Annotated in this window: 22 protein-coding genes and 1 pseudogene; 9 read left to right on the top strand and 14 right to left on the bottom strand. The window is 66.4% G+C overall.

The features are described 5' to 3' along the window. Position 1: 1 nt before the first annotated feature. From A1D30_RS06210 to A1D30_RS06220, 3 genes are all read left to right on the top strand, one after another. A complete protein-coding gene (locus A1D30_RS06210; RefSeq protein WP_063459930.1) occupies positions 2 to 1,987 on the top strand; it encodes a lytic transglycosylase domain-containing protein in 1,986 nt (661 codons plus the stop codon). 114 nt (positions 1,988 to 2,101) lie between these two features. Continuing rightward, positions 2,102 to 2,683: a DUF4124 domain-containing protein gene (locus tag A1D30_RS06215; RefSeq protein ID WP_063459931.1), complete on the top strand. Its 582-nt coding sequence runs from the start codon at positions 2,102 to 2,104 to the stop codon at positions 2,681 to 2,683. A 27-nt stretch (positions 2,684 to 2,710) separates the two neighbouring features. After that, entirely contained in the window at positions 2,711 to 3,256 is a 546-nt protein-coding gene (locus A1D30_RS06220) for a hypothetical protein (protein WP_063459932.1), read from the top strand. Positions 3,257 to 3,292: 36 nt separating this feature from the next. Here A1D30_RS06220 and A1D30_RS06225 read toward each other — a convergent pair whose 3' ends face one another. The 9 genes and pseudogenes from A1D30_RS06225 to A1D30_RS06265 all read right to left on the bottom strand — a co-directional run bounded on the left by A1D30_RS06225 (position 3,293) and on the right by A1D30_RS06265 (position 13,295). Then, positions 3,293 to 4,225, bottom strand: coding sequence for an MBL fold metallo-hydrolase (locus A1D30_RS06225; protein ID WP_063459933.1), 933 nt, complete (start codon positions 4,223 to 4,225; stop codon positions 3,293 to 3,295). A 100-nt stretch (positions 4,226 to 4,325) separates the two neighbouring features. Then, on the bottom strand, positions 4,326 to 4,715 hold the full coding sequence (rbsD, locus tag A1D30_RS06230; protein ID WP_063459934.1) for a D-ribose pyranase: 390 nt from the start codon (positions 4,713 to 4,715) through the stop codon (positions 4,326 to 4,328). Further along, positions 4,712 to 5,656, bottom strand: coding sequence for a ribokinase (rbsK, locus tag A1D30_RS06235; protein WP_063459935.1), 945 nt, complete (start codon positions 5,654 to 5,656; stop codon positions 4,712 to 4,714). Before rbsK ends, rbsD begins: the two co-directional genes overlap by 4 nt. Beyond that, positions 5,653 to 6,675 carry a LacI family DNA-binding transcriptional regulator gene (locus A1D30_RS06240; protein ID WP_063459936.1) on the bottom strand — a complete coding sequence of 341 codons (1,023 nt, stop codon included), beginning with the start codon at positions 6,673 to 6,675 and terminating at the stop codon, positions 5,653 to 5,655. The genes rbsK and A1D30_RS06240 overlap by 4 nt, the downstream gene beginning before the upstream one ends. 56 nt (positions 6,676 to 6,731) lie before the next feature. After that, positions 6,732 to 7,724, bottom strand: a complete 993-nt coding sequence (locus tag A1D30_RS06245; protein WP_063459937.1) for an ABC transporter permease — start codon at positions 7,722 to 7,724, stop codon at positions 6,732 to 6,734. Then, positions 7,721 to 9,383: pseudogene (locus tag A1D30_RS06250) on the bottom strand (sugar ABC transporter ATP-binding protein). Before A1D30_RS06250 ends, A1D30_RS06245 begins: the two are co-directional and overlap by 4 nt. 144 nt (positions 9,384 to 9,527) lie before the next feature. Continuing rightward, positions 9,528 to 10,481, bottom strand: coding sequence for a sugar ABC transporter substrate-binding protein (locus A1D30_RS06255; RefSeq protein ID WP_063459938.1), 954 nt, complete (start codon positions 10,479 to 10,481; stop codon positions 9,528 to 9,530). A gap of 302 nt (positions 10,482 to 10,783) precedes the next feature. Continuing rightward, positions 10,784 to 12,466: an AMP-binding protein gene (locus A1D30_RS06260; protein ID WP_063460826.1), complete on the bottom strand. Its 1,683-nt coding sequence runs from the start codon at positions 12,464 to 12,466 to the stop codon at positions 10,784 to 10,786. Positions 12,467 to 12,548: 82 nt separating this feature from the next. Then, positions 12,549 to 13,295, bottom strand: coding sequence for a hypothetical protein (locus tag A1D30_RS06265; protein ID WP_063459939.1), 747 nt, complete (start codon positions 13,293 to 13,295; stop codon positions 12,549 to 12,551). Positions 13,296 to 13,402: 107 nt separating this feature from the next. Here A1D30_RS06265 and A1D30_RS06270 point away from each other — a divergent pair, with 107 nt between their 5' ends. Beyond that, on the top strand, positions 13,403 to 14,299 hold the full coding sequence (locus tag A1D30_RS06270) for an alpha/beta fold hydrolase (RefSeq protein ID WP_063459940.1): 897 nt from the start codon (positions 13,403 to 13,405) through the stop codon (positions 14,297 to 14,299). Between the two features lie 254 nt (positions 14,300 to 14,553). Next, entirely contained in the window at positions 14,554 to 15,525 is a 972-nt protein-coding gene (locus A1D30_RS06275) for an IS30 family transposase (protein ID WP_063459941.1), read from the top strand. Between the two features lie 1,251 nt (positions 15,526 to 16,776). Here the strand turns inward: A1D30_RS06275 and phhA are convergent. The 5 genes from phhA to A1D30_RS06300 all read right to left on the bottom strand — a co-directional run bounded on the left by phhA (position 16,777) and on the right by A1D30_RS06300 (position 21,952). Further along, positions 16,777 to 17,616 (bottom strand): phenylalanine 4-monooxygenase, encoded by an 840-nt coding sequence (gene phhA, locus A1D30_RS06280; RefSeq protein WP_063460827.1) that lies wholly within the window; start codon positions 17,614 to 17,616, stop codon positions 16,777 to 16,779. A 61-nt stretch (positions 17,617 to 17,677) separates the two neighbouring features. Beyond that, positions 17,678 to 18,646, bottom strand: a complete 969-nt coding sequence (locus A1D30_RS06285) for a tripartite tricarboxylate transporter substrate binding protein (protein WP_063459942.1) — start codon at positions 18,644 to 18,646, stop codon at positions 17,678 to 17,680. A gap of 73 nt (positions 18,647 to 18,719) precedes the next feature. Continuing rightward, on the bottom strand, positions 18,720 to 19,832 hold the full coding sequence (hppD, locus tag A1D30_RS06290) for a 4-hydroxyphenylpyruvate dioxygenase (RefSeq protein ID WP_063459943.1): 1,113 nt from the start codon (positions 19,830 to 19,832) through the stop codon (positions 18,720 to 18,722). A 179-nt stretch (positions 19,833 to 20,011) separates the two neighbouring features. Continuing rightward, a complete protein-coding gene (locus tag A1D30_RS06295) occupies positions 20,012 to 21,007 on the bottom strand; it encodes a lipase secretion chaperone (RefSeq protein WP_063459944.1) in 996 nt (331 codons plus the stop codon). A 3-nt stretch (positions 21,008 to 21,010) separates the two neighbouring features. Further along, positions 21,011 to 21,952: a triacylglycerol lipase gene (locus A1D30_RS06300; RefSeq protein WP_109790901.1), complete on the bottom strand. Its 942-nt coding sequence runs from the start codon at positions 21,950 to 21,952 to the stop codon at positions 21,011 to 21,013. A 165-nt stretch (positions 21,953 to 22,117) separates the two neighbouring features. Between A1D30_RS06300 and A1D30_RS06305 the strand changes: the two genes are divergently transcribed. Genes A1D30_RS06305 through A1D30_RS06320 form a run of 4 tightly spaced genes read left to right on the top strand, consistent with a single transcriptional unit; the run spans position 22,118 to position 25,421 of the window. Continuing rightward, complete coding sequence (locus A1D30_RS06305) at positions 22,118 to 22,600, top strand: Lrp/AsnC family transcriptional regulator (protein WP_109790902.1); 483 nt, start codon at positions 22,118 to 22,120, stop codon at positions 22,598 to 22,600. A 60-nt stretch (positions 22,601 to 22,660) separates the two neighbouring features. Then, positions 22,661 to 23,563: an ABC transporter ATP-binding protein gene (locus A1D30_RS06310; protein ID WP_242421802.1), complete on the top strand. Its 903-nt coding sequence runs from the start codon at positions 22,661 to 22,663 to the stop codon at positions 23,561 to 23,563. After that, a complete protein-coding gene (locus A1D30_RS06315; protein WP_063459946.1) occupies positions 23,560 to 24,420 on the top strand; it encodes a hypothetical protein in 861 nt (286 codons plus the stop codon). The genes A1D30_RS06310 and A1D30_RS06315 overlap by 4 nt, the downstream gene beginning before the upstream one ends. After that, the gene (locus A1D30_RS06320) at positions 24,420 to 25,421 is read left to right on the top strand and encodes a hypothetical protein (protein WP_131798420.1); all 1,002 of its coding nucleotides are present in this window, start codon (positions 24,420 to 24,422) and stop codon (positions 25,419 to 25,421) included. Before A1D30_RS06315 ends, A1D30_RS06320 begins: the two co-directional genes overlap by 1 nt. Positions 25,422 to 25,652: the final 231 nt, after the last annotated feature.

Genomic DNA, 25,652 nt, shown 5'->3' on the forward strand with positions numbered 1-25,652 from the left:
CATGCAATTGTTTCGAATTCTGACACCGCTTGTCGCCAGTGCCCTGCTTGCCACGGCTGCCCCCCTTGTCCAGGCGCAAAACAGCAAGGGCGACGACACCCTGCTGGAGATGCAGCAGGCCTTCCGCAAGGGCGACCGCAAGCGGCTGGAGCAACTGCTGCCCTCCGCCCGTGGCCATGCGCTGGAGCCCTGGGCCGCCTACTGGGAGCTGCGCGTGCGCCTGGCCGAGGCCCAGCCCGCTGAAATCCAGTCCTTCATGCAGCGCTACGCGGGCAGCTACCAGGAGGACCGCCTGCGCAACGACTGGCTGCTGCTGCTGGGCCAGCGGCGCAACTGGGCGCAGTTTGCCGAGCAGCACCCCGCCTACCGCATGTCGGACGACCGCGAAGTGCGCTGCTATGCGCTGCTGATCGACACCCTCAAAGGCACCGCCCCCGCCACCGTGGCGGACGATGTGCGCAGCAACTGGTATGCGATCCGCGACGCCGACGATGGCTGCACCCATGCCGCTGGCGAGCTGTACAGCTACAAGAAACTCAGCGCGCTCGACATCTGGCGCAAGGCGCGTCTGGGCGTGGAGGCCAACCGCCCGCGCGTGGTGCGCAACGCGGTCGAGATCGTCTCGCCCGACGCGCTGCCGCAGCTCAAGGAGGTGCTGGACGCGCCCACCAAATTCCTGCTCTCGCGCGCCACGGCACGCGGCAACGCCCGGCAAGAGCTGGTGCTGCTGGCCCTGATCAAGCTCGGAGGCAGCGACCCGGACGGCGCCGCGCAGCAGCTGGACAACAAATGGGGCGTGCACCTCTCGGCCGAAGAGCGCAACTGGGCCTGGGGCGTGATCGGCAAGGCCGCTGCGCAAAAGCTCTCGTCCAACGCGGCGGGCTACTTTGCCAACGTGACCAAGGACACCGACCTGAACGACGACCTGCTGGGCTGGAAGGTGCGCGCCGCGCTGCGTGCCGGGCAGTGGAAGACAGTGGGCAAGGCCGTGGACGCCATGGGCCCCGAAGGGCGCCAGGACAGCACCTGGGTGTACTGGAAGGCGCGCGCACTGCTCGCAGGCCGCGTGACCGATGCCGAACGCGCCGAAGCGCGCCAGCTGCTCGAAGGCATTGCCAGCACCCGAGGCTTCTACGAAATGCTGGCGCTGGAAGAACTGGGCCAGCGCATCACCACGCCCCAGGCCCCCGCGCCCCTCACCGCCGAAGAAAAAGCGGGTGCCCGCGCCAACCCGGGCCTGAACCGTGCCCTTTACGCCATCCTGCTGGGCCTGCGCACCGAGGGCGTGCGCGAATGGAACTACACCACCAACCTGCACCAGAGCGGCGGCATGCCCGACCGCGAACTGCTGGCCGCCGCCGACTTCGCCTGCCAGCGCGAGGTGTGGGACCGCTGCATCAACACCAGTGAACGCACCAAGAGCGTGGTGGACGTCACCCAGCGTTTCCCCACCCCCTTCCGCAGCGCGGTGGTGGAGCGCGCCAACGGCATTGGGCTGGACCCGGCCTATGTCTACGGCCTGATCCGCCAGGAAAGCCGCTTCATCATGGACGCGCGCTCCCATGTGGGCGCCTCGGGCCTGATGCAGGTCATGCCCGCCACCGCGCGCTGGACGGCCAAGAAGATCGGTATGACCAACTTCACCGCCGACCAGATCAACGATCGCGACACCAACATCACCATCGGCACGGCGTACCTCAAGCTCGCGCTGGACGACTTCGCGGGCTCCATGCCCATGGCCGCGGCGGCCTACAACGCCGGCCCCGGACGCCCGCGCAGCTGGCGCAACGGCCCCGTGCTGGACGCCGCCATCTGGGCCGAGAACGTGCCTTTTGCCGAAACGCGCGACTACGTGAAGAAGGTGCTGGCCAACACCACCAACTACGCCGCCATGCTCACCGGCCAGTCCCAGTCGCTCAAGAGCCGCCTGGGCACCATCGGCCCGCGCGATGCGGCAGCGCCCGAGGTGAACAAAGACCTGCCCTGAGTGGCACGGGGCCGAGTGAGCCTGGGTTTGCTATAAAAATAATAGCTGTTGCCGCTTGTGCATCAATCGGTGAACGGCTTTTTTGATCGTCAATGAACGAGAGGGATGGAGAGGATGAACAAGACACTGTCATGGCTGGCAATGGCGGCCCTGGTGTGCGGCCTTGCGGCCGGCGCGCAGGCGCAGCCCGTCTACAAGTGGGTGGACGCCCAGGGCAAGACGCACTACGGCTCCCAGCCGCCGCCGTCCCATGCGGATGCCGAGCCGCTCAAGCTGCAGAGCAACAACGGCTCCACCCGAAGCGTTTCTTCATCTTCATCGGGCAAACCGGGCCAGCAGTACAACGCGGACGGCACCAAGAAAATCCCGAAAGACGTTGAAGAGTTCGGGGAGGGCTTGAAGAAGTCCCTGCAGACCGTGGATAGCAAGCAGGTGCCCCTCAACTGCACCGCCGCCGTGGGCAACATCCACGATCAGGCCGACACCATGCTGGAAGTGGGCCAGAAGAACGTGCGCGATGGCTACATGAGCAAGGCCGACTTCGACAAGAACGCCCCCAAGATCCGCGAGGCCCGGGGCAGGTACAGCGTGTCGGACTGCCAGTCCTCGTCGGGCAACAAGAAGCTGTTCTACCAATGCATGTCGAGCAGCAACAACCATGTGATGGGGTGCGACAAGCAGTACAAGCATGAGTAGCAAGCACTCTGTGCCCCGCTGACCCCCATGCATCCACTCGGCAACCCCTTCCACCAGAAGCCGAAATCGGCCGACGAGTTCATCCGCTGCATCATCTGGGCGGACTGGGATCCGTCAGCTGCATTTGATTCCGGCTCGAAGAATCTCGTGGGCATCAAACCGCAGCTGATACGGGATTCGCTCCGCATGCTGCGGGAGCGGCCGGACCTCTCCCGCTACACCCATGCGCTGACCCGCATCGTCGAGCTTTCCGACGACGACGATGCCCTGCGCGAGTCCTGGAAGCGCAATCTGTCCCACCTTCGCGCATTGCTGTCCGCCTCTCCCGTCGGAACGGAACGCCAGCGCTCCCGGTTGTTGGAGGTGGCGCAGAACCCGCAGGTGGTCAGCGCCATGCGGTATGCCCTGGGGCAAGAGGCTGAACCGATACCGCGACGCATCGAGCCGACCTGGATTGCGGTGCTGTATGCAGAGGGCTCCGACGCCTCCGTGCGGGAAGCCGACCGATTCAATGCTCTCCTGGAGCCGGGCCTCGGCGCGCGATTGCGTGGCTACCAGGCCAAGCTTGCGTAGCTTCGGCGGCCATGGGAGTGGCGGCCTTGCAAGGGCTCACACGTTGTGCAGCACGTCTCCCTGCCGCACGGCCGCCCCCGACCGCACCAGGTCATCCGCCAGGCTCTGCAGCCACACACCCTCATCCTGGTCGCCGAAGTGTGTCTCGTGCAGCATGCCGAAGTACGGCGTGCCCTGCGCCCAGGCCGTGAGGTCGGCCATGCCGATCTGCTGCCATTCGAGCAGCTTGTATTTCAGCAGCACCTTGGCCGCGTAGAGCGCATGTTTTGACGGGTTGCGCACGAAGCCGTCCAGCCTGCGGCGCGCGCCTTCGATGGCGCGGGGGGCGTCGGTGAACACCGGGCCATGGCCGGGGATCACCACGCGCGGGGCCAGGGCTTCGATCACATCGAGCGTGGCGGACACCTCGGCGAACGCGCTGTCGCCTTCCAGCTCCGGGAAGACGACGCCGAAGCCGTTTTCCCACAGCGCATCGGCAGAGATCAGCACCCGGTCCTGCGGGTTGAACAGCACCACCGAGTGCGGGTCGTGGCCCGGGGCAGCATGCACCTGCCAGGGCTTGTCGCCCAGCAGCACGCACGAATCCGGCATCAGCAAGGTGTCGGCCCGAAACGGCGGGCATTCCTGCCCCGTGGGGGTGTAGCTGAGCGCATAGGCGTCCCACTGGCGCACATGGTCGGCCTGGCCGGGCGGGATGGCGGTGAGCACACCGGGCCAGGCTTTTTGCAGCGCGGCGTTGCCGCCGCAGTGGTCGCTGTGCAGGTGGGTGTTGAGCACGCGGTCCAGCGCGCGGCCTGCCAGTGCGCCCCGCACCAGCTCTACGGTCTGTTCGGCATGGCTGCAGTAGCCGGTGTCCACGATGGCCGTGTCGTGGTGGCCGATGAAGAGGATGTTGTTGGCCGACAGCCAGCCGCGCTCCAGCACGGTGATTTCGGGGGGGAGCAGGTCGTGGGGGGCAGAACTGGGCATGGGGGCGGGCAAACGGTGACGGCCCAGCGTACCGCAGGAGCGCCCCTTCAGACCTTCTCCAAAACCCGCAAGCCATCGCCCCTGGCGGGGGCGAGTGGTGTCAGAACGTGACGCCCGCCACCAGGATCACGTTGGCATACGGCGTGCACTCGCCGGTGCGCACCATCACGCGGGCTTGCTGGGTCAGGCGCTTGAAGTCGTCGTGCGAAACCGCCTGGGGCGTGACCGGCAACTGGCACCAGGCGGGCAACTGGCCGCCGTTGCGCTCCACGGCTTCGGTGGCGATCACGGCCTTCTCGACCTGCATTTCCGCCAGCACCACGCGCAGCACGTCCACCACGGCCGGGATGCCGGGGGTCAGGGCCAGGTCGATGCGGCGCGGGCCGTCGGGGATGGGCAGGCCCACGTCGCCGATGACCAGCATGTCGCCATGGCCCAGGCTGGCGATGGCGTGGGAGAGTTCGGCGTGCAGCAGGGTGGTGCGTTTCACAGGGCGATCCAGTCGGGCGGTTGGGGGCTGTGCGCCACGGCGGCGCGGGTGGGGATGGAGGGCTGCGCGCCGTGCTGCGTCACGCACAGCGCGGCGGCGCGGATGCCCTCGCGCACGCCGGCATCGAGCGGCTCGCCGCGTGCCAGAGCAACGGCCAGCGCACCCAGGAACGTGTCGCCTGCGGCCGTGGTGTCCACAGCCCTCACGACCAGGCCAGGGTGGTAGCGGTTGCCTGCGGCATCGGCGGCCACGGCGCCCGCAGCGCCCAGGGTCACCACCACCTGGGCGGGCCCCTTGGCGCGCAAGGCTTGTGCGGCCTGCGCAGCATCGGCGGGGGTGGTCACGTTCTGGCCTGCCAGCGCGGCGGCTTCCACCTCGTTCACGACCAGCGTGTGCACCAGCGGCCACAGGGCTTCGGGCAGGGGCTGGATGGGGGAGGGGTTGAGCACCACGGGGCAGCCAGCGGCATGCGCCATCTCGGCGGCGGCCAGCACCTGGCGGAGGGGAGTTTCAAACTGCAGCACCAGGCCACCTGCGCCTTGCAGCGCTGCACCCAGCGCGGTGGCATCCAGCACAAAGCGGCCGTTGGCGCCGGGCACGACCACGATGCGGTTTTGCCCGGTGGCTTCCACGGTGATGGCAGCCACGCCGGTGGTGGTTGCGGTGTCGGTCTGCACGCCGCTGTGGTCGATGCCGTCGGCGTCCAGCCCCGCGCGCAGCGTGTGGCCGTAGCCATCGTCGCCCACGCGGCCGAACAAGGCCACCTGGGCGCCCTGGCGCGCGCAGGCCACGGCCTGGTTGCCGCCTTTGCCACCGGGCACCAGGTGCAGGGCGTCGGCCAGCACGGTTTCGCCGGGGCCGGGTGCGTGCTGCACCTGCAGCACCAGGTCCATGTTCAGGCTGCCGACGACGGCGATGCGGGGCGCGTTGTTTGCGCTCATGCCGCACCTCCGGGCGCATGGGCGGTGGAGGCGCGCACGCGCAGCTCGGGCTGCAGCATCACCTTGCGCGCGTCCTGGCGCTTGCCGTCGATGCGCTCCAGCAGCATGTCCACGGCCAGCGCCCCGATGCGCTGCTTGGGCTGGGCCACGGTGGTCAGCGGCGGGCTGGTGAAGGCGGTGAGTTCGATGTCGTCAAAGCCGACGATAGACAGTGCCTCGGGCACGCGCAGGTCACGCTCGTGCGCGGCGCACAGCGCGCCCATGGCCATGAGGTCGTTACAGACGAAGACGGCAGTGGGCGGCTCGGGTGCGCGCAGCACGGCGTGCATGGCTTCGTAGCCGCCCTGGCTCGTGAAGTTGCCGTGCCACAGCAGGCCCTCGCCGGTGCCGCAGCCTGCGTCGGCCAGCGCGGTGCGCCAGCCGGCAATGCGCTGCTCGCTGGGGGCAATGCCTTCGGGGCCGCCAATGCAGGCAATGCGGCGGTGGCCCAGCGACAGCAGGTGGCGCGTGGCCAGCAGGCCGCCCTGCATGTGGGCGGTTTCCACCAGGTCGCAAGGCTGCTGTTCGGCGATGTCGATTTCGCGGTCCACCAGCACGGTGGGGATGGACAGGCCCGCCAACTGCGTGGCCAGCGTGGCGTCATGCCCGGTAGAGACCACGATCAGCCCGTCGATGCGCCGCTCGGCCAGCACCTGCAGGTAGGTGCCCTGGCGGTGTGCCTCGTCGTTGGTGTTGCACAGGATGACGTTGTAGCCCGCGCCAAAGCAGCGGTCTTCCACGCTGTGCACGATCTCGGCAAAGTAGGGGTTGGAGCTGTTGGGGATCAGCATGCCCAGCGTGCGCGTGTTGTTGCTCTTGAGGCTGCGCGCAATGGCGCTGGGCACATAGCCCAGGGCGCGGATGGCGGCCTCGACCCGCTCGCGCCCCTCGGGGCTCACGCGGCGTGTGCCGTTGACCACGTGCGACACCGTGGTGACCGACACCTCGGCGTGGCGCGCAACGTCCTTGATAGTAGCCATGCAAAAAGAAGAATGAGGTCGTGGGTGGTGGGGCGGCTGGATGCGGGGTCAGTCTCTCAGACCTTGGCGCGGCGCTGGCGCAGTGTGTCCACGATCACAGCCGCCACGATCACAAAACCCGTGATGATGCGCTTGCTGGGCTCGCTGGCGCCCACCTGGGCCAGGCCTGCTTCGAGCACCGCGATGATGAGCACGCCAAACGCGGTGTTCACCACCGAGCCGCGCCCGCCCATGAGGCTGGTGCCGCCAATCACCACGGCCGCAATCACCTGCAGCTCCATGCCCGTGCCCGCGTTGGGGTCGGCGGCTTCCAGCCGGGCCGACTGCATCAGGCCCGCCAGGCCGGCGAGCAGGCCGGTCATGGCAAACACGATGACGCGGATGGGGCGCGGGTCCACACCGGCCAGGCGCATGGCTTCTTCATTGGTGCCAATGCCGACCACGCAGCGGCCAAACACGGTGCGCGACAGCACCAGCTGTGCCACCACCACCAGCACCACGGCCAGCAAGAACGCGAACGAGATGCCGCCAAAGAACGGCGCCGACAGCCACGAGATCGCATCGCCCACGTACTGTGTGCGCGAGTCGGTCACCACATACGCGCTGCCGCGCACGGCTTCGAGCATGCCCAGCGACACGATGAACGAGGGCAGCCGCCACGCGACCGAAATGGCGCCCGTGATGGTGCCGCACACCAGGCCGGTGGCCAGTGCCAGCGCGGCGGCGGCGGGCACCGTCCAGCCCCACTGCAGGATGGCGGCGGCCGAGGTGGCGGCGGCCAGCGCCATCACCGAGCCCACCGACAGGTCGATGCCCGCAATGATGAGCACAAAGGTCATGCCCACGGCCATCACGGCCAGGGCCGGGATTTCGTTGGCGATGGTGATGAAGGTCTCGGCGCTCCAGAAGTATTCGGACAGCGACGAGAACAGCGCCACCATGCCCGCCAAAACGGCCAGCAGGCCCAGGTAGGTGCCCAGCTGGCTGCGCCAGACCGAGGCGGAGGAGGGCGTCGCAGCGGGCGCGGCAGGTGCGGTGGGGGCGTTCATGCGGTCACAGGAGAAGAAGTTGAAGGTGTGGTGCTGGTGCGCCCGCCGGGCTCGGAGAACGCAGCCGCCAGCAGCGATTGCTCGGACCACTCGCCGCGCTCGAACACGGCCACCAGGCGGCCCGCACTCATCACGCCGATGCGGTCGGCCATGGCCATGAGTTCGCGCAGGTCGGACGACACCATGAGCAGCGCGCGGCCTTCCAGGGCCATGCGGTCCAGCTCGCCATACAGCTCGGCGCGGGCGCCCACGTCCACGCCGCGCGTGGGTTCGTCGAGCAGCAGCACGCGGCCTTCGCGGTGCAGCCAGCGGGCGAACACCACCTTTTTGCTGGTTGCCGCCCGAGAGCTGGCCCACGGGCTGCTCGGGGCTGCGGCAGCGGATGCCCAGCGTGCGCACAAAGCCTTGCACCAGCCGGTTTTCGAACCCGCGCTGCAGCCAGCCACCGCGCGACACGGCCGACAGGTCGGACAGCGTGGCGTTGATGCGGATGGGCTGCGACAGCAGCAGGCCCTGCGATTTGCGGTCTTCGGTGACGAGGCCCACGCCAGCGGCGATGGCCTGCAGGGGCGATGCAAAGCCCCGTTGCCAGGTGCGGGGCGCAGCCGTGGCGGGGTTTGGTGTATTTGCTATCTTTTGTATAGCTGCTTGCGCTTGTCCATCGCGCGGTAGGGCCTGTTTTTGTTCAAATTCTGGGTGCAGGGTGACGCTGCCCCGGTCCGCACGGTCCGCGCCGAACAGCAGGCGGACCAGCTCGGTGCGGCCCGATCCGACCAGCCCGGCAATGCCAAAGATCTCACCCGCGCGCAGCTCCAGGCTCACGCCCTGCACGGCGGTGCCCCGGCCCAGGCCTTCGGCGCTCATCACCACCGGGCCCACAGGGCGGCGTGGGCGGTGGTCCAGGTCGCTCACCACGCGGCCCACCATGCGCTGCACCAGGTCGTCTTCGCTCATGCCCGCCATGGGGCGCACGTCCACCAGGCGGCCATCGCGCAGCACGGCCACGCGGTCGGCGATGCGGCGCAATTCTTCCAGCCGGTGCGACACGTAGATGATGGCCACGCCGCGTGCGGTGAGGTGGGCAATCTGCTCGAACAGGTAGTTGGTCTCGCGCGGCGTGAGCATGGCCGTGGGCTCGTCGAGCACCAGGATGCGCGTGTCGTCCTGCAGATTGCGCGCGATCTCGACCATCTGCTGCTGGCCGATGCCCAGCTGCGAGACGGGGGTGGCGGGGTCGATGCTGTCGAGCCCGATCTTGGCCAGCTGCGCGCGGGCGGCGGCGTGCAGCACATCGCGCTGCAGCCAGCCCAGCCGGTGCGGCAGGCGGCCCATCAACAAATTCTCGGCCACGGTGAGGGTGGGCACCAGGCCCAGCTCCTGCATGACCATGCGCACGCCGTGGCGCTCGGCATCGCGGCGCGAGGTGGGGGCGTAGGCCTGCCCCGCCAGCAACATGCCGCCGCGCGTGGGCTGCTCCAGCCCGCAGAGGATCTTGGACAGCGTGCTCTTGCCCGCGCCGTTCTCCCCGGTCAGCGCCAGCACCTCGCCCGCAAACAGCTCCACGTTCACGCCATCGAGCACGGTGGCGGTGTAGTCCTTGCCAATGGCCTGGATGGCGAGCAGGGGTGGCGAAGTGTTCGTAGGGGGCTTTGGAGTCATGGGCTGCTCACGTGCATCAGAAGGCATCTTCCCCAACCCGTTCGGGCTGAGCCTGTCGAAGCCAAGGCGCTACGGTAGCGCAGCCCTTCGACAGGCTCAGGGTGAACGGCTAGGAGGTTGGATGCGTTCTCAGGTGCCAGAGGTTTACTTGCTGTCCTTGGTCACTAGCACCACGTCGGTCTTCACCGTGGCGGGCAGCTGGTTCTGCGGCGTCTTGGCGGCCAGCGCCTTCTGCGCCAGCTCGATGCCGAACACGGCCTGCTTGGCGGCGTACTGGTCGGCGGTGGCCAGCACGCGGCCGTCGGCCAGCATGGGCTTGATGGCGCCGATGTTGTCGTAGCCCACCACTTGCACCTTGCCGGTCTTGCCGGCGGCCTTCACGGCGGCCACGGCCCCCAGGGCCATGCTGTCGTTGCCGGCCAGCAAGGCCACCAGGTCAGGGTGCTCGCGCATCATGCCGGCGGCCACGGTGTTGCCCTTTTCGATCTCCCAGTTGCCCGACTGCACGCCCACCACGGTGATGTTGGCAGCCTTCATGGCGTCCTGGTAGCCCAGGGTGCGCTGCTGCGCATTGAAGGTGGTGGACACGCCTTCGATGATGCCGACCTTGTCACCCGCCTTCAGCGTCTTGGCCAGGTGGTCGCCCACCAGCTTGGCACCGGCGCGGTTGTCGGGGCCCACGAAGGGCACTGTGATGTTCTTTTCCTTGAGCGCATCGGCATCGAGCTGGTTGTCGATGTTGACCACCAGGATGCCCTTGTCGATGGCCGCCTTGACCACGGGCACCAGCGCCTTCGAATCTGCCGGGGCCAGCACGATGGCGCTGACCTTCTGCGCCATGGCCTGTTCGATCATCTTGATCTGCGCCGCCGTGTCGGTCTCGTTCTTGATGCCGTTGGCCACCAGCGTGTATTCCTTGGCGTGGGCCTTCTGGTGCGCCTTGGCGCCGTCTTCCATGGTGCGGAAGAACTCGTTGGCCAGCGACTTCATGATGAGCGCGATCTTGGGCTTGTCCTGCGCAAACGCAGGGCTGGCCAGCAGGCTGCCCACAACGGCGAGGGCGGCAGCGGTCTGAACGGAACGGCGGGTGAACTGCATGGGTTTTGTCTCCAGGTTGGAATGTGGACGAAGGCGACCGACAGCGTGGAGGGAAATTCGCAGCTGATACAGCAAAAAAGAAACGGCTGCGGGTGCCCGGTGCCTTGTCGCGATCGGGATGATAACGAAAGCAAACGTTTGCGCAAACGTTTGCTAGTCGGTAAAAACCCGGAGATGCAGACATCGGGGGACCCAATGCACGCGGGCGACTTGCAGGGTTTGCGCCCAAGAAAAAGGGCGCCGAAGCGCCCTGGGGGAGGTGGCAGAAGGCGGCGTTTGGCGCGCTGCCCCTGTGGACGGTGTCAGGCCTTGCGCAGTTCCCTGCGCAAGATCTTGCCCACATTGCTCTTGGGCAGCTCGTCGCGGAACTCGATGTACTTGGGGCGCTTGTAGCCCGTGAGGTTCTGGTGGCAGTAGTTGGCTACCTCGTCCTCGGTCAGGGCCGGGTCGTTCTTGATGATGAACACCTTGATGGCCTCGCCCTGTTTCTCGTCGGGCACGCCAATCGCCGCGCATTCGACCACGCCGGGGCACAGGCTGATGACCTGCTCCAGCTCGTTGGGGAACACGTTGAAGCCGCTCACCAAAATCATGTCCTTCTTGCGGTCGATGATGCGGGTGTAGCCCTGCGGGTCCATGATGCCGATGTCGCCCGTGCGCATGAATCCATCGGGCGTGAAGGCCTTGGCGTTCTCTTCGGGCTGGTTGTAGTAGCCCACCATCACGTTGGGGCCGCGGATGCAGATCTCGCCCGACTCGCCCTGGGGCAGGCTGTTGCCGTCGTCGTCCTTGATGGCGATGTCGATGCCCGGCAGCGGCAGGCCGATGTTGCCGCTGAAGGTGGTGCTGATCACCGGGTTGTTGGTGCCGATGGCACAGGTCTCGCTCATGCCCCAGCCTTCGATCATGGTGCTGCCGGTCACCTTTTGCCACTGCTTGGCCGTGCCCTCGCTGGCCGCCATGCCCCCGGCCTGCGACACGCACAGGTGAGAGAAATCCAGCGTCTTGAACTGCGGGTTTTGCAGCAGCGCGTTGAACAGCGTGTTCACCGCAGGCAGCATGTGGAAGGGGCGCTTCTTGAGTTCGGCCACGAACTTGGGAATGTCGCGCGGGTTGGGGATCAGCGTGAGGCTGGAGCCCTGGCGGATGGCCAGCAGGCACAGCGTGAGCGCGAAGATGTGGTACAGCGGCAGCGCGGCAATGCTGTTGGCCTTGGAGAGGTCGCCCACCTTGGACAGCGCGGGCGTGAACCACGCCTCGGCCTGCAGCGTGGCGGCCACGATGTTGCGGTGGGTCAGCACGGCGCCCTTCGACAGGCCCGTGGTGCCGCCCGTGTATTGCAAAAACGCAATCGAATCCAGCGTGGCCTGGCTGGGCGCGAGCGACTTGTGTTCGCCCACCGACAGCGCCTTCTTGAACGTGACCACCTTGCGGCCGCCCGTCAGCGGCAGGTCATACGCAGGCACCATCTTGGCGAGGTGGCGCACAGCAAAGGTGATCCATTGGCCAAACCAGAAGCCCAGCAGGTCGCCCATGGAGGCCATCACCACATGCTTGACGGCCGTGTGGTCAATGACATCGGCCAGCGTGTGGGCAAAGTTCTCCAGGATCACGATGGCCGTGGCACCCGAGTCCTTGAGCTGGTGCTCCAGCTCGCGCGCGGTGTACAGCGGGTTCACGTTCACGCAGGTGTAGCCTGCGCGCAGCACGGCGGCCATGGTCACGCCGAACTGCGGGATGTTGGGCAGCATGATGGCCACGCGCGCACCGGGCTCCAGGCCCAGGCTTTGCAGATAGGCGCCCAAAGCGGCCGAGCGGCGTTCCAGCTCGCCATAGGTCATCCACTGGTCCATGCAGACCGAGAACGGGCTCTTTGCGTGTTTGCGGAACGACTCTTCCAGCAGGTGGGCCACAGAGCGGTATTGTTCGGGCTTCACGTCATGCGGGACGCCCGGGGGGTAGCTCTTGAGCCAGATCTTTTCCATGCGCGTGTTTCCTTCGGTGCCAAATGCCACTAAATGCCATTGATAGGTGGGCACAGATTGTGGAAGGCGGGGGCGCAACGGGCTATCGGGCTTGTCCTAGTGTGTGGTTAAGCTGGGTCTCGCAGGTGACAGGGTCGGCATCGAAGAGCAAATCCATCAGCGCCCGCTCGCGCTGCTCGATGGTGGCCAGAAACTGCTCCACCCCACCGCGCTGGCGCGCAAGCTGGCCGAAGGTGTCGAACCCGGCCTCCAGAAACTTCTGCAGCGCGCCCATGCCCGCTGCGTTGGCCGGGCCGCGCATCATGCGCAGCATCATCCGCAGACCGGGTGTGCGGGTGAGGCGCGCCAGGTCGGTGCCCATGGCCAGCACGCGCTGCAGTTGCTGCTGGCGCGCGTGGCGCTGGCCCACAGCGCGCCACGCGGCGGTGTAGAGGGCGGCGTCGTTGGCCGCGTCGGCCCCTTCATGCGCAAGCCAAGCGCGGCCCATGTCCTGGTCCAGTTCTTCGGTCTGCGCATGCAGCACGGCCAGGGCCACGGCGGTGTTCACGACCGGCTGGGGAAATATGGTCTGCAGTGTGCCCGCGATGCGGCCAAACTGCTGGTCGCGGTCGGTGTAGTCGGTATCGCTGTAGAGCTCTTCCAGAAAGAACCGTGCTGCGGGTCCGAACGCGGGCGATGCCATCAGGTCGGCATAGGTGCCGCGAAAGCGCTGTGCCTGGAATGTCTTGACGCTGCCCACCGCCGCCCCCAGCGCCGGGTCGCCCGTGCGGTGCAGGCGCAGGGCGGTCACGTCGGCAATGGCATCGCGGATGGTCTGGGCGGCATCCATGGGGCGGGGTCCTTTCAGCGTTCTGCGGGGTGCGGTGGCGGTGCTGTGGCCAGACCGCACAATGTGCTGGTCGATTACAACATTGGCCCATCGTCACCACCACCATCATGATCGCGCGCTGGCAACGAATCCTTCTCCTGTGCATCCTGCTGGCCATGGCCGCCTGGCTGGTGTGGCAATGGCCCCATTCACCCTGGCGTGCCGTGCTGGGGGCCTTGGTACCGCTGTGTCTGTACCTGGTGGTGATGGCGGTGGAGTTTGTGCTGATGCACATCACCAACCGCACTGAAGCGGCGCCGCGCGCCCGCCTGTCGCAGGTGGTGGGTGCCTGGTGGGCCGAGGTGTGGGTGGCGTTGATGGTCTTCTGCTGGCGCCAGCCGTTTCGCCACCAGTCCGTGCCCGACTGGCTGCCTGCCCAGCCGACGGGAAAGCGTGGCGTGGTGCTGGTGCACGGCTTCATGTGCAACCGGGGCTTGTGGTTGCCGTGGTTTGCGCCCTTGCAGGCGCGGGGGCATGCCTATGTGGCGGTGAATCTGGAGCCGGTGATGGGCTCGATTGACGCGTATGCGGACAGCATCGAAGACGCTGTGCGCAAGGTGACGGCGGCCACGGGGCAGGCACCTGTGTTGTTGTGCCACAGCATGGGGGGCTTGGCGGTGCGGGCATGGCTGCGGGCGCACCAGGCGGATGGGCGGGTGCACCGGGTGTTGACGCTGGGCACGCCGCATGGGGGCACGTGGCTGGGGCGTTTCAGTCGTGCGGTGAATGGGCGGCAGATGAGCTTGGCGGGGGATTGGGTGGTGGCGTTGCAGCGGGCGGAGCCTGCGGGGCGGGCTGCGTTGTTTACCTGCTGGTATTCGAACTGCGACAACATCGTGTTCCCGGCGACCACGGCGGCGTTGGCGGGGGCTGAGCTCCGGTTAGTGGAAGGGGTGGCGCATGTGCAGATGGCGTTTGATCCTGCGGTGGTGCGAGAGTGTCTGGATGAGATTGGACGAGGGTAATTTGGGTCGGCGGTTTAAACAACGAAGTGCACGCAGCCCAAAGGTAGGCCCAGACAAGTAAGTGAAGATGACTTGTGTGACCTGCCAGTCAACCCAAGTGCACCATGAACTACACCCATCTGAGCCAAAGCGAACGTTACCAAATCCAATGCCTGCGNGGCGGTTTAAACAACGAAGTGCACGCAGCCCAAAGGTAGGCCCAGACAAGTAAGTGAAGATGACTTGTGTGACCTGCCAGTCAACCCAAGTGCACCATGAACTACACCCATCTGAGCCAAAGCGAACGTTACCAAATCCAATGCCTGCGCGACGTGGGGCTGTCGATCACGCAGACAGCCCTGCGCCTGGGGCGCCACCGCAGCACCATTGCCCGCGAGATCCGGCGCAACAGCGGCGCCAGCACAGCCTACCAAGCCCACAGCGCCCATCAACAGGCTCTCGCACGCCAAAGCGGCCAGACCAACGCTCAGCGCTTTGACGATGCCCAGTGGGCGCTGGTGCTGTCGTATCTGCAGCTGGACCTATCGCCTCAGCAGGCAGCCGCCCGCCTGGGGCTGGAAAGGCGCCTGCGCATCAGCCACACCTGTATCTACAACCGGCTGCGCCGTATGGGACAAGCTGCACTGCGCCTGCGTTGCGGCCAGCGCCGGCGCAAGGCACCTTCGGGGGCGGGGCAACTGCGCGATCGCGTGGGCATCGCACAGCGCCCCGCCATCGTGGACAAGCGAGCGCGCCTGGGCGACTGGGAGGGGGACACCATCGTCTCGGGTGCGGGTGGGCTGGCAGGGTTGGTGACCCTGACCGAGCGGCGCTCGCGCTACACACTGGCACAGCACGTGCAGCGGCGCCAGGCCGAGCCGGTGGGCCAGGCCATCATCGAAATGCTCAGGCCCCATCCCAAGCGCCGCCACACCCTGACGCTGGACAACGGCAAGGAGTTCGCCGAGCACAGGTGGGTGCACAGACGCCTGAAGACGAGGGTGTACTTCGCCGATCCGCACAGCCCCTGGCAGCGGGGGCTCAACGAGAACCACAATGGGCTGCTACGCCACTACTTCCCCAAGGGCAGCGATCTGGGCAAGGCCAGCGAAGAGCAGGTGCTCCAAGCTGTGTACCGGCTCAACCACCGACCCCGCAGATGCCTGGGCTGGAAGACTCCGCATGAGGTGTTCCATGGCTACAAAGTGACGCCACTTACACTGGGGACTGGCGCACTTCGTTGTTGAAACCGCCGGTCAGTTTGGCATCTAGCGCTTGTTGGTAAATCGTGGGTAGCTATTGTTTTTGTAGCTTTTGGGTGGGGNCAGCGAAGAGCAGGTGCTCCAAGCTGTGTACCGGCTCAACCACCGACCCCGCAGATGCCTGGGCTGGAAGACTCCGCATGAGGTGTTCCATGGCTACAAAGTGACGCCACTTACACTGGGGACTGGCGCACTTCGTTGTTGAAACCGCCGGTCAGTTTGGCATCTAGCGCTTGTTGGTAAATCGTGGGTAGCTATTGTTTTTGTAGCTTTTGGGTGGGACTGAACTTTTGAGCTGAGCCCTTCGACAGGTTCAGGGCAGGCTTGTCAAAGCTCGCGTGTTTTCATCAACCGTTCGGGTTGAGCTTGTCGAAACCTGGGCGCCGCTCGCGAGCTCGCGGATTGAGCGCATGCCTGTGCTGAGGGCGGAGGCCGGGAGTCGCCCGGCATGCGAGTAACTTTCTTTCGCGTCGCCGAAAGAAAGTCACCAAAGAAAGGGCGACCCCCAGTCTGCGACCCCTTCGCGGTGCGAAGGGGCAAACCTGCGTCGGGGCGATTGCGGGGTGCGCCGTGGAACTCGCTTTGCGCTGCGCGCGCCGCTCGGACAACCACGGCGAGTCAGATCACGAGGCATGCGCGCTCCGACGCGCATGCTCACCCCGCAACCGCCCCGCCGCAGGCGCAGCCAGCAGGGGGTGGACAGCCGAACATCCAACAGCCGAACAGCCACACGGACCTTTGCTTCGCTCGGCCCCTCTCGCGGGCGCAAGCGCCACGCGCTGCGCAGGCGGGGCCGAGCGCAGCGATGGCCCGCGTGGATGTCCGTTGGGTCCCCTTCACGATGCGCCGAGGAGCGCAGGGCGTGGGGCGGCACGCGCGTCGGAGCGCGCGTGCTTCGTGAACTGACTCGCCGTGGTTGTCCGAGCGGCGCGCGCAGCGCAAAGCGAGTTCCACGGCGCGCCCCACGCACGAGCACCGCAGGTTGCCCGCAGCGAAGCGGAGGGACGCAGCGTGTAGGGTCGCCTTTTCTTTGGTGACTTTCTTTTGGCGAAGCAAAAGAAAGCCACTGCGCCGCCGGGCGCACACCCCGGCCTCCGCCCTCAACCAAAGCACGCCTTCCATACCAGCACGCCAATCCTCCGATCAGCTCAACCCGAATGGCCGCTTACTAACTGTGAAAATGATAGCTATTAGTGCTTTATAGACAGGCGGTAGCAGCCAATTTCATCTAAAAAATCAAGCCGCCACAGCCTCCCGCTCATCCGCAGCAAACTCTGGCAACCCCCTGAGCCGCTCATAGATCGGCGCAAAGTCCGCCGCCGTCATCTCAAACAACTGCTCAAAACTGTCGATCACAAAATACGTCTGCTGGTACGTATCGATCTTGTAGCGCGTGCGCATCGTGCGCTCCAGCGCCAGCGGAATGCGCTGCGGCTCCGGGCTCTGGACCGAATACGCCAACTCGCCCGACGAACTCAAAATCCCCGCGCCATACGCCCGCAGCTCCCCCGCCTCCCGGATCAGTCCGAACTCGATCGTGTACCAGTACAAGCGGCTCAGCATCTCGCACGACCCCAGCCCCTGCGCCTTCAGCCCGCCCTGGCCATAACGCTGCACATAGTCGGCAAACACGGGGTTGAACAGCAGCGGCACATGGCCGAACAGGTCGTGAAAAATGTCGGGCTCGACGATGTACTCGAACTCCTCGGGCTTGCGGATCCAGTCCGTCACCGGGAATTGGCGGTTGGCCAGCAGGGTGAAGAACGGCACTTCGGGGATCAGGCCGGGTACGCCCACCAGCTCCCAGCCGGTGGCCTTGTAGAGGCGCTCGTTGACTTCTTCAAAACGGGGAATCTGGTCGCTCGCGCCCAGCGAGGGCAGGGCGTCGATGAACGCCTGGCTCGCCAGGCCCGGCAGCAGCGCGCGCTGGCGTTCGTACAGGCGGCGGTAGGTGTCGTGGTCGGCGTCGGTGTAGGCCGCGTAGTCTTGCGGGCAGGTGTAGTCCGCGTTGGCACGCGAATAGTCGCCACGGGGTGGGCGGGTGGATTGGCCATAGACGACGGGGGCTTGTCCCATTTTTTTCTCCTTTGCCGCCATGACCTTGCGCACCGACCGGTGCGCATTTGACCGGCGGCTGTTAATCGATCTTGATCTTTGCGGCCCGGATCAGGAACTCGTACTTGCTGTTTTCCGAGCGCACAAACTGCGCAAACCCGTCGAGCGTGAGCTCTTCGGGCGTGATACCCATCTTCTTGAACTTCTCCTTGCCAGCGGGCGAATGCATCGCGGCGCTGATCGCGTCGGCGTAGCGGCGCGCATCTGCATCGGGCAGCGAGGCCGGTGCGAACAGGCCGAACCAGGTGGACACGTTGAAGCCCTGCACGCTGTCGTTGATGCTGGGCACGTTCGGCAGTGCCTCGTTGCGGCTCAATGTGGTCACGCCCAGCGCCAGCAGCTTGCCCGACTGGATCTGCGGCAGCGCCGAGGCCAGGTTGTCGAACACCATCAGCACCTGGCCGGATTCGAGTGCGGCCAGGGCGGGCTTGGAGCCCTGGAACGGCGTGTGGCCCATCCGGGTGTTGGTGAGCGACTTGAACATCTCGGCCGAGATCTGGCCGATGCTGCCGTTGCCGCCCGAGCCGTACTTGGCCTGGTCCGGGTTCTTCTTGAGGTACTGCACCAGTTCGGGCGTGGTCTTGATGCCCAGCTTGGTCGCCTGTGCCGCACTCACCACCAGCACGTTGGGCGTGCGTGCCACGAGGGCGATGGGTTTGAAGTCCTTGAGCGCGTTGTAGGGGAAGTTCTTGTACAGCCAGGGGTTGACGGCGTGGGTGGCCACGGCGCCCATCAGCACCTGGTTGCTGGTCTTGGGCGATTTGGCGACCTGGTTAGCACCGGTATTGCCACCCGCCCCCGGTTTGTTCTCCACGGTAATGGAGCCCAACTGGGCGGCAGCACCTTCGGCCACGATGCGGGCCGAGGTGTCCAGCGGACCACCAGCGGGGTAGGGCACCACGATGGTGAGCGGGGCAGAGGGGCTTTGGGCCATGGCAAAGGTGGCCACACAGGTCAGGCCGACACTGAACAGGGTGCTACGGAGCGACATCGGGATCCTTTTGAGTTCCGGGGAGCGCGCAGTATAGGCACCTGATCAGGGTTAACCCTTGATGTCTGATGACTCAGGCGTTCAGCACGCCACGGCGGATCTGGTCGCGCTCCAGCGACTCGAACAGCGCTTTGAAGTTGCCTTCGCCAAAGCCGTCGCGGTAGTCGCCTTCGCGCTGGATGAACTCGAAGAACACCGGGCCCAGCATGGGGGTGGAGAAGATCTGCAGCAGCAGGCGGGGCGTGCCGTCGGCGGTAGTGCCGTCCAGCAGGATGCCGCGCGACTGCAGTTCGGGCACGGGCTGGCCGTGGCCGGGCAGGCGGGTGTCCAGCATTTCGTAATACACCTCGTTGGGCGCCGTGGCCAGCTGCACCCCGGCCATGCCGAGCTTGTCCACCACGTCCAGCAGGTTGTCGCAGATCAGCGCGATGTGCTGGATGCCTTCGCCATTGAACTGCATCAAAAATTCTTCGATCTGGCCGCCGCCCTGCTTGGACTCTTCGTTCAGCGGGATGCGGATCTTGCCGTCGGGCGCGGTCATGGCCTTGCTGGTCAGGCCCGTGTATTCGCCCTGGATGTCGAAGTAGCGGATTTCGCGGAAGCCGAACAGCTTTTCGTAGAAGTTGGCCCAGAAGCCCATGCGGCCCCGGTACACGTTGTGGGTGAGGTGGTCGATGAGGTTCAGGCCGTGACCCGCAGGGCGGCGGTCCACGCCCTCGATGAATTCAAAGTCGATGTCGTAGATGGACTTGCCGTCTTCAAAGCGGTCGATCAGATACAGCGGCGCGCCGCCAATGCCCTTGATCGCGGGCAGGCGCAGCTCCATGGGACCAGTGGGGATCTCGATGGGCTGGGCGCCCAGTTCCAGCGCGCGGTTGTAGGCCTTGTGCGCGTCCTTGACGCGAAAGGCCAGGCCACAGGCCGAGGGGCCGTGCTCTGCGCCAAAGTAGGCGGCCTGGCTGTGGGGCTCGCGGTTCAGGATGAAGTTGATGCCGTTCTGGCGGTACAGCACCACATCCTTGGAGCGGTGCTTGGCGACCAGGGTGAAGCCGAGCTTTTCAAACACCGCCTCCAGCACGCCCGGCTGGGGCGAGGTGAATTCGACGAACTCGAAGCCCATCAGGCCCATGGGGTTGTCCCAGGCTTGGAGCTGGGCGGCGGTTTCTTGTGGCAGGGCGGCGTTCATGGGGTGTCTCCGGCATTCGTTGATGAATGTCATGGACTGTAGGCGCGCCCTGCCTCATGTTTCTGGCGAAATCAAGAGGCTTTGGTCTCTGATTTGCAGGAATCTTGTGAATGGTCAAATTTTTGCGCAAGGAGTCGGCGCTGTTTGCGGGGATAGGCCGCCATGTACGGCGCCCAGGCTCAGGAGCCGGGACCGGTGGCCTGCAGCTTGCGCAGGGCCAGCGCAGCGTCCACACGCTGCTGTTCGTCGGCAGAAAAAAGCTGCTGGCGCAATTGCTGGAGTGCGGCAGCCCCATCGCCCTGCTGGGCCCGGGCCTGGCTGTACTGGTCCAGGCGCTGCTGCCAGTGCTGCTCCTCCCGGTCGAGCTGGGCCAGCGCATGGGCAGCGGCCTCGCCGTACTGGGCGCTGCGCGCGGCGTGGCGGGTGTAGTCGTCGGCGTTCTGGGTGTTGAAGGCGGCCGTCTGCGCGGCGGCGGCCAGGTGCTCGGTGGCAGCGCTGCGTTCGGCGCGGCGCTCGGGCGAGAGTTCGCGCTCTGCCTGCTGCAGCGCCTGGGTGCGTTGTTCCGGGGTGAGCTGGGTGTTGTGTGCGGCCTCCAGGCGCGCCAGGGTGTAGCGGTCCAGCTCGGCCTCGCGCGCAAACAGCGCGTCGTATTCCGCACCATCGAACAGCTTCAGGCGCACCTTGTGGCGGGCGTCCATCGCATCGCGCAAGGCGCGCGGGTCGGTCAGGTCCTGGGGCGCACGCAGCTGGCCCAGGGCCACGCGGTAGTCCACATAGCGCTCGGCCAGCGCCAGCGCGCGGGTGGCCAGGGCGGCGGGGAAGTGCTTGCCCACCAAAGAGGCCAGGCGCTGCTTGAGCGTGGCCGGGTCGCTGGCGTCGCCCGCTTCCAGCAGCAGGGCTTCCAGCGTGTTGCGCAGGCCGTCCACCAGCAAGGGGTCGGCGGTGCTGTCGATGCTGCTGCCGCTGCGACGCCGCGCCCCTGCGTCTGCATCTGCGCCCGGCGCAGACATGGGATGCAGGCCCGGAGCACCGGTGAGCGCGGCGCCCGCGCTCACCGCTTGCACAGGCCCTGCTGCCACACCGGGCCAGCCCGCAGGGCCCACCAGCCACCAGGCCACGGCGGCCGAGGCGATGGCCAGGAGCCATGCAGGCCTGGCCCAGGTGCGGCGGGTCATGGTTTACAGGCCTTGTTGCTTGAGGCGGTTGGCGTGCTGGCGGTACAGCGTCACCGGGTCGGTGGAGAACCAGTCGCGCAGGCCCAGCAGCTGGTTCACTTCGTCGAGGTGGTTCTGGCGGTAGTCGCCCAGGTGTTTGCCCAGGCGCGACGAGCAGGCCGACACCAAGCCATCGTTGGCCTCGCCAAAGGTCAGGCTCAGTACGCTGAGCAGGCCGTCGCTGGCGTCCAGCACATTGGTCAGTGGCTGTGTGCCGGTCCAGGAGTAGTAGCGCACGCCGTTCACCAGTTCGGCGCCATTGCCGCAGCCGGAGGTTGGCACGCCTTGCGGGAAGCGGCTGTTGAATTTGGCCGAGCCTGCCGTGGTCAGCGAGTCCAGCGCGGCCGTGGGCATCTGGGGCAGGCCCGTGCCGCCGGAGGTCAGGTTGATCAGGCCCACCAGCGCCTTGGCCGCCGCATTGGCCACGGCCTCGGACACCGAGCCTGCAGGCGCCACGCCGCGCAGGATGTCGGCCACGCGCGAACCCCGGTTGACGCCCCCGATGGACGTGACCGACGCCACCAGCTGCGGCGCCACACCCGCCACATAGCGCGTGGTGGGGCCGCCGTGCGAGTGGCCCACCAGATTCACCTTGGCCGCGCCGGTGATGGCGAGAATGGTCTTGACCTGGGCCAGCAGCTGCTCGCCCCGCACCTCGGTGCTGTTTGCGGCCGACACCTGGGCCACGTAGACCTTGGCGCCGCCCTGGCGCAGCGCGTCGGGAATGCCGTAGAAGTAGTCGATGCCCAGCGCCGAGTCAAAACCAAAAAGCCCGTGCACCAGCACGACGGGATACCGCGTTTGCGTGTAGCCCGCTTGCGCCTGCGCGCCCCCGCCCGCCAGCAGCAACCCCGCCGTTGCTGCCAGCACCAGTCGCCGCAACAAGCGGCTGAAAAATCCGGTCATGTGTTTGTCTCCGTTGATGTGATTTCTTATGCTTGCAAAATAGAACGGTCGTTCTTTTTTGCAAGGTTTATTTTTTGGGGAGATGGCCGCTGTCACTATCGGGACATACCCGTGCCTGCAATGTGGACGGCGGAAAAGTGCATCGATTCCGTAAAATCCTGCGCCATGAAAGCTTTTGACGCATTGGACAAGCTGGATCGCGCCATCCTGCGCCGTCTGCAAGAAAACGGTCGCGAGACCTACGACGTGATCGGCGAGCAGGTGGGCCTGTCGCCCAGCGCCGTGCTGCGCCGCGTCAAGCGGCTGGAGGACAGCGGCGTGATCGACCGCTACGTGGCCCTGGTGCCACCCGAAGCGGTGGGGCTGGGGCTCACGGCCTACCTCAACGTGCGGCTCGAAAAACACACCGAAAGCCACAAACGGAACCCCATGGACCTGTTCCGCGCCAGCGTGCAGACCTGGCCCGAGGTGGTGGAGTGCGCCTCGCTCACCGGCGAGATGGACTACCTGCTGCGCGTGGTGGTGGCCGACATGGCGCACTACAGCCGCTTCATCATGGACACCTTGCTCAAGCACCCCAGCGTGCAGGACTGCAAGACCAGTTTTGTGCTCGACAGGGTGAAGGCAACGACGGCCGTGCCCGTGTGACAATCCGCGCGCACCGGGGCGTGGCATCGCGCCCGGGGCCGCGGGAGGGCGGTTCGCAGCATGATGATTTCAATCGATGAAATGCAGTTCGGCTATGGCCGTCACCTGCTGTACCAAGGCTTTGCGGCGCGCGTGGAGCAGCCCGGCATCTATGGGCTTTTCGGGCGCAATGGCAGTGGAAAATCCACGCTGCTCAAGCTGCTGTGCGGCCTGCTCACGCCCTGGGCCGGGCACATCGAGGTGCTGGGGCGCAACCCGCGCGAGCGCGCGGCGGATCTGCTCGCCGCCATCTACATCGTGCCGGAAGAGTTTCACCTGCCCAACCTCACCTGCGCGCAGCTGGCCGCAACGCAGGGCGTCTTCTACCCCCGCTTTTCTTCCGACCTGCTGAACCAGTACCTGGTTGAGCTGGAGGTGCCCGCGCAGGCGCGTTTCGAGTCCATGAGCCTGGGCCAGAAGAAGAAGGCCGCCATCGCCTTTGCGCTGGCCACGGGCACCCCGCTGCTGTTGATGGACGAGCCCACCAACGGGCTGGACATCGTCGGGCGCGCACAGTTTCGCAAGCTGATGCAGCGCCCCGAACACGCGCACCGCGCCGTGCTCATCAGCACCCACCAGGCGCACGACCTGGAAAGCATCCTGAGCCACATCTGGTTCATCGACCAGGGGCGGCTGGCGCTGGCGGCCCGCATGGACGACCTGGCGCGCCTGCTGCACATGGGCGTGGCGGCCGATGCGTCCGCGCTGCCAGCGGTGCAAGGTGCGCTGCTTTACCAGGAGCGCATCGGCCAGCACCTGGCCTATGTGGCCTTGCGTGAAAACGGGGGCGCAGACCCTCTAGCCAGCGGCGGCGGCGCCGTGCAGCTGGAGCTGCTGTACAAGGCGCTGAGCCTGAACCGGGACCAGGTGCTTGCGGCGCTGGCCCCGCTGCACCGCCCATCTGAAGCCGTGGAGCTCGCATGACCACCGAGACCACATCGTTTCCTTTGGCGGCCCACGGCCACAGCGCCGGAGCCTTTTCCTGGCGGCGTTTTGTGCTGCTGGCCCGGGCCCAATGGGCCGAGCAGGGGCGGCAATACCTGGCCCACCTGCTGGTGACGGGCATCCTGTATGGGGTGCTGCTGGTTTTTGCGCTGGGGGTCGCGCGCTCGTCGGCCTTCACGACCGGCGCGCAGTCGGGCTACTACTTCTGGGGGCTGTACCTGACAGGCTTCGTGTTCGCCGGGCGCTACTTCGAGGGCATGGCGCGGCGCGAATCCGCCTTGTTGTCTCTGATGCGCCCTGCCTCGGTGCTGGAGAAGTGGCTGTTGTGCGTGCTGGTGGTGGCCGTGGCCTACCCGCTGTGTTTCACCCTGCTGTTCCTGGCGATCTCCTGGCCCGTACAGAGGCTGGTGCTGGCGGTGCGGGCCGCCATGCTGCCGCCGACCTTTTCTCTGAATCCCGAGGACTACGCCCTGTTTACCCTGTTTGTTCCTTTGGTGCGTGCGCCCCACAGTGCATCGTTGCTCAGCATTCCGCAGCAGCTTGCGTTTTTCATCGGCGCCGGGGCCGTGCAGGCCCTGGCCGTTACGGGGGCGCTGTTCTTTCGCAAGGCTGCCATGCTCAAAACCCTGGTGCTGGGGGTGGGGCTGTGCATCGCCACGGCCTTGCTGTGCGCCGCAGCGGGTGCGCGCTTCGAGGTGATTTTTGCGTGGTGGCTGGCCCGGCGCGCTCCGGTCGATACCGCCGTGCACGGCTTGAACTTTGTGCTGTGGGTGTTGTTGCCCCTGCTGCTGTGGGGGCAGACCTACCGGCATCTGCGTGAGAAGGAGCTGACGTGATGCCGACGCTTTCATTGCGCACGTTGCCCGCGCGGCCGCCGCGCACCTGGGGGGCCTGGCTGTTTGCCGGGGTCTTGCTGGCCTTCTGGGGGGTGTTGGCTCTCAGCGGGGCCGACCGCTTCGAGGCCCTGGAGCCAGATGGCCCCCGCTATGTGCTGAAGGCCACGCAGCTGGAGGGCGTGACCCGGCTGCGCATCGAAGGCGATTCGGGGGCTGACCAGGATTACTGGCCCGTGACCCGGGTCCTGCTGGGGGGCGCGCCGGAGGTGGTGCTGAGCTTCCGTTTCCTGCACGAAGGCCCTGGCCGGGAGAAGGCCGACCTGCCGCAAGCGGCGCCCCCCCTGGTGGCCACGCGTGAGGGCGACACGCTGGTGCTGCGCTGGGTGGCGCCGCGCTCCCGGAAGGCGCATCGGGCACGCGATGAAGACGGCAAGGGGAATGTGTGGATGGATGAGCTGGTGCTGCCCGCGCAGTTCCAGGCGCTGGCCCTGTCCCACGCAGCGGTGCAGGCCCGCACCCCGCTGGAGCGGCTGCAGGTGTCTGGGCGCCAGATCGAGGTGGACGGACCGGTGGCGCACCTGGATCTGCGCTCTACCCACTGCAAGCGTTGTGGTGAGACTCGCGCGGAGGCCGAGGGGCAGGGCGAGGGTGAATGCGGCGGACTCCCAGCATGGGTGCGCGGCGCAACGCTGGCAGTCCGCGCAGAGCGCATGCAATCGGTGCGGATTGTGGCGGCCCAGGGCGCGGTGGCGCTGAAGGACAGCCAGCACCTGCAGCAACTGGACCTGCAACTGGGGGACAGTGTGGCCTTGTCGCTGGACCGTGCCGGTGCCCTCGGCCTGTTGCCGCGCCAGCAGCCCAGCGCAGGTGCAGCCAGCAAGCTGCCCGGCACCGGGGCGGGTGCAGCCTGCAACGACGAGAGCGCGCCACCCACCCATGGAGTGCGCGCACAGCCGCTGGACCTGGTCCTCCTGGGTGCCCGCCCAGCCGCAGCGGATTGATGGACAGGCCGGAACCCGCCGGGCCGGGTTTTGACGGTTGCCCCGCACCGGTCTGCGGACTACCCTTGGTGGGGTCGCCTGGGAGACGCTTGGGCAGGCGTTTGCAAAGCGTTTGCTTTACTTTTGATAGCTGATAAACATTACTGGGTGCGCCGAGAAGGCGATTTTCCCCGGTGTTTTGAGCCAACTCACTATTTTGCTGCGCCGCAGCAATTTGGACTGGAAAAAATG

Origin of the sequence: Acidovorax sp. GW101-3H11 (assembly GCF_001633105.1) — a bacterium.
In the GTDB taxonomy this organism is placed as follows: domain Bacteria; phylum Pseudomonadota; class Gammaproteobacteria; order Burkholderiales; family Burkholderiaceae_C; genus Acidovorax.

What these genes read in the sequence shown, in the direction of transcription:
- A1D30_RS06210 (WP_063459930.1), top strand. Translation starts at nt 2, where the DNA reads ATGCAATTGTTTCGAATTCTGACACCGCTTGTCGCCAGTGCCCTGCTT.
- A1D30_RS06215 (WP_063459931.1), top strand. Translation starts at nt 2,102, where the DNA reads ATGAACAAGACACTGTCATGGCTGGCAATGGCGGCCCTGGTGTGCGGC.
- A1D30_RS06220 (WP_063459932.1), top strand. Translation starts at nt 2,711, where the DNA reads ATGCATCCACTCGGCAACCCCTTCCACCAGAAGCCGAAATCGGCCGAC.
- A1D30_RS06225 (WP_063459933.1), bottom strand. Translation starts at nt 4,225, where the DNA reads ATGCCCAGTTCTGCCCCCCACGACCTGCTCCCCCCCGAAATCACCGTG.
- rbsK (WP_063459935.1), bottom strand. Translation starts at nt 5,656, where the DNA reads ATGAGCGCAAACAACGCGCCCCGCATCGCCGTCGTCGGCAGCCTGAAC.
- A1D30_RS06240 (WP_063459936.1), bottom strand. Translation starts at nt 6,675, where the DNA reads ATGGCTACTATCAAGGACGTTGCGCGCCACGCCGAGGTGTCGGTCACC.
- A1D30_RS06245 (WP_063459937.1), bottom strand. Translation starts at nt 7,724, where the DNA reads ATGAACGCCCCCACCGCACCTGCCGCGCCCGCTGCGACGCCCTCCTCC.
- A1D30_RS06255 (WP_063459938.1), bottom strand. Translation starts at nt 10,481, where the DNA reads ATGCAGTTCACCCGCCGTTCCGTTCAGACCGCTGCCGCCCTCGCCGTT.
- A1D30_RS06260 (WP_063460826.1), bottom strand. Translation starts at nt 12,466, where the DNA reads ATGGAAAAGATCTGGCTCAAGAGCTACCCCCCGGGCGTCCCGCATGAC.
- A1D30_RS06265 (WP_063459939.1), bottom strand. Translation starts at nt 13,295, where the DNA reads ATGGATGCCGCCCAGACCATCCGCGATGCCATTGCCGACGTGACCGCC.
- A1D30_RS06270 (WP_063459940.1), top strand. Translation starts at nt 13,403, where the DNA reads ATGATCGCGCGCTGGCAACGAATCCTTCTCCTGTGCATCCTGCTGGCC.
- A1D30_RS06275 (WP_063459941.1), top strand. Translation starts at nt 14,554, where the DNA reads ATGAACTACACCCATCTGAGCCAAAGCGAACGTTACCAAATCCAATGC.
- phhA (WP_063460827.1), bottom strand. Translation starts at nt 17,616, where the DNA reads ATGGGACAAGCCCCCGTCGTCTATGGCCAATCCACCCGCCCACCCCGT.
- A1D30_RS06285 (WP_063459942.1), bottom strand. Translation starts at nt 18,646, where the DNA reads ATGTCGCTCCGTAGCACCCTGTTCAGTGTCGGCCTGACCTGTGTGGCC.
- hppD (WP_063459943.1), bottom strand. Translation starts at nt 19,832, where the DNA reads ATGAACGCCGCCCTGCCACAAGAAACCGCCGCCCAGCTCCAAGCCTGG.
- A1D30_RS06295 (WP_063459944.1), bottom strand. Translation starts at nt 21,007, where the DNA reads ATGACCCGCCGCACCTGGGCCAGGCCTGCATGGCTCCTGGCCATCGCC.
- A1D30_RS06300 (WP_109790901.1), bottom strand. Translation starts at nt 21,952, where the DNA reads ATGACCGGATTTTTCAGCCGCTTGTTGCGGCGACTGGTGCTGGCAGCA.
- A1D30_RS06305 (WP_109790902.1), top strand. Translation starts at nt 22,118, where the DNA reads ATGAAAGCTTTTGACGCATTGGACAAGCTGGATCGCGCCATCCTGCGC.
- A1D30_RS06310 (WP_242421802.1), top strand. Translation starts at nt 22,661, where the DNA reads ATGATGATTTCAATCGATGAAATGCAGTTCGGCTATGGCCGTCACCTG.
- A1D30_RS06315 (WP_063459946.1), top strand. Translation starts at nt 23,560, where the DNA reads ATGACCACCGAGACCACATCGTTTCCTTTGGCGGCCCACGGCCACAGC.
- A1D30_RS06320 (WP_131798420.1), top strand. Translation starts at nt 24,420, where the DNA reads ATGCCGACGCTTTCATTGCGCACGTTGCCCGCGCGGCCGCCGCGCACC.